The sequence below is a fragment of the Bacillus sp. LR--39 genome (assembly GCF_053613335.1).
In genome coordinates, this window is the sequence record NZ_JBSIOT010001374.1 from 1 (window position 1) to 559 (window position 559).

Here is a 559-nt window from a genome sequence, read left to right on the forward strand (position 1 = left end):
GAGACCTGAAAGTAACAGCTTTTGTTTCATGGTGATACTCCTTTCTATTTTAAGAATAGTGTTTCCTGTATCATTCCCGTTTTGGAAATAGCTAAACCTATTGTGTTTTTATCATTGGAATTCACAGTAAATTCCATTTAAGAAGAAATTAGTGACTTCATTCCTGTATTGGAAGGTAATATACATTGACTTATTATAGTTTCAGTCAAAATTCGATAAATATTGACAAAGTAAAGTAATCAGAATAATAATATAATTAGCAAGAGAATGTCATCATACATGAAAGGTGTTTACGATATGAATCAATTGCATCGAAGAATGGGAACGTTTTCCCTCATGATGGTCGGGCTCGGGTCGATGATCGGTTCAGGCTGGCTGTTCGGGGCTTGGCGTGCGGCTCAAATAGCAGGACCAGCTGCTATTATTTCATGGGTTATTGGAATGGTCGTCATTTTATTTATTGCTCTTTCTTATAGTGAACTAGGTTCTATGTTCCCTGAAGCGGGGGGAATGGTAAAATATACGCAATATTCACACGGTTCGTTTATCGGTTTTATTG

At 36.7% G+C, this 559-nt stretch carries 1 protein-coding gene; it reads left to right on the forward strand.

Going from position 1 to position 559, the window contains the following annotated elements; all coding sequences use genetic code 11:
- Window positions 1-297: 297 nt before the first annotated feature.
- A partial coding sequence (locus ACWHAR_RS30570; protein WP_452088870.1) for an amino acid permease occupies window positions 298-559 on the forward strand: 262 nt, incomplete at its 3' end.